Source organism: Flavobacterium bomense (genome assembly GCF_003970355.1).
Genome location: NZ_RYDJ01000175.1, coordinates 1 through 1,202 on the forward strand (window position 1 = coordinate 1; position 1,202 = coordinate 1,202).

1 protein-coding gene is annotated in these 1,202 nt (G+C 34.4%); it reads left to right on the forward strand.

Features of this window, described 5'->3' with window-relative positions; translation table 11 throughout:
• The first annotated feature begins 84 nt into the window (after positions 1-84).
• Positions 85-1,038, forward strand: coding sequence for an acetyl-CoA carboxylase carboxyltransferase subunit alpha (locus EKL98_RS16505; protein WP_126563196.1), 954 nt, complete (start codon positions 85-87; stop codon positions 1,036-1,038).
• The last annotated feature ends 164 nt before the right edge of the window (positions 1,039-1,202 follow it).

Below are 1,202 nucleotides of genomic sequence, written 5' to 3' on the forward strand. Positions count from 1 at the left end.
AGTATTTAGATGCGAATTATACGTTTTTGATAATTATAAATTTTATATTTGCACTTCAAATCAAAACACAAACTAATATAACTAATGGAATATTTAGATTTTGAACTTCCAATAAAAGAGCTTGAAGATCAGTTAGATAAATGCCTTGTAATTGGGCAAGAATCTGCGGTTGATGTGACCAATACTTGCAAACAAATCAGCAAAAAACTAGAAGAAACCAAACGGAAAATTTATAAAAACCTTACGGCTTGGCAACGAGTACAATTGTCAAGACACCCCAATAGGCCCTACACTTTAGATCATGTAAGAGCACTTTGTGGTGATACGTTCCTTGAACTTCACGGTGATAGAGGGTTCAAGGATGATAAAGCAATGATTGGGGGTTTAGGAAAAATTTGTGGGCAATCTTTTATGATCATTGGCCAACAAAAAGGATACAATACTAAAACGCGTCAATATAGAAATTTTGGAATGGCCAATCCAGAAGGCTATAGAAAAGCGTTGCGATTGATGAAAATGGCAGAAAAATTTGGCATTCCAGTAGTCTCTTTTATTGATACTCCGGGAGCTTTTCCTGGTGTTGAAGCTGAAGAACGTGGACAAGGGGAAGCCATCGCCAGAAATATTTTCGAAATGGTTTGCTTAAAAGTGCCAATTATTGTGGTTATTGTTGGTGAAGGTGCCTCAGGTGGAGCACTTGGAATAGGTGTTGGAGATCGAGTTTATATGATGGAAAATACTTGGTATTCGGTTATTTCTCCAGAATCTTGTTCGTCTATTTTATGGAAGAGTTGGGATTACAAAGAACAAGCAGCCGAAGCTTTGAAACTGACTTCTTCGGATATGAAAAGACAAAAATTAGTCGATGATATTATACCAGAACCATTAGGTGGAGCACATTTTGATAGAGAAACTGCCTTTAAAACAGTGGAGCAATATATTATCAAAGGATTTAATGAATTGAAAGACTTATCAACACAAGAACTAGTCGCTCAAAGGATGGATAAATACAGTAAAATGGGTGAATTTAAAGAATAAATTCTTACAAAATCATCTTAAATCCGAAGCCTTATCGTTTCGGATTTTTTTTGGCTTATGAACAAATAAAGATTGTTTATTAACAATTATTTGTAATAACTCATTGGACTTCTTTTTTTAATTTTGCTTACTTTCGTTCTATGGAAAACGTTAAGAATATAAAC

Excerpts from the sequence above, each read along its gene's own strand:
- EKL98_RS16505 (WP_126563196.1), top strand. The coding sequence starts at position 85 with ATGGAATATTTAGATTTTGAACTTCCAATAAAAGAGCTTGAAGATCAG.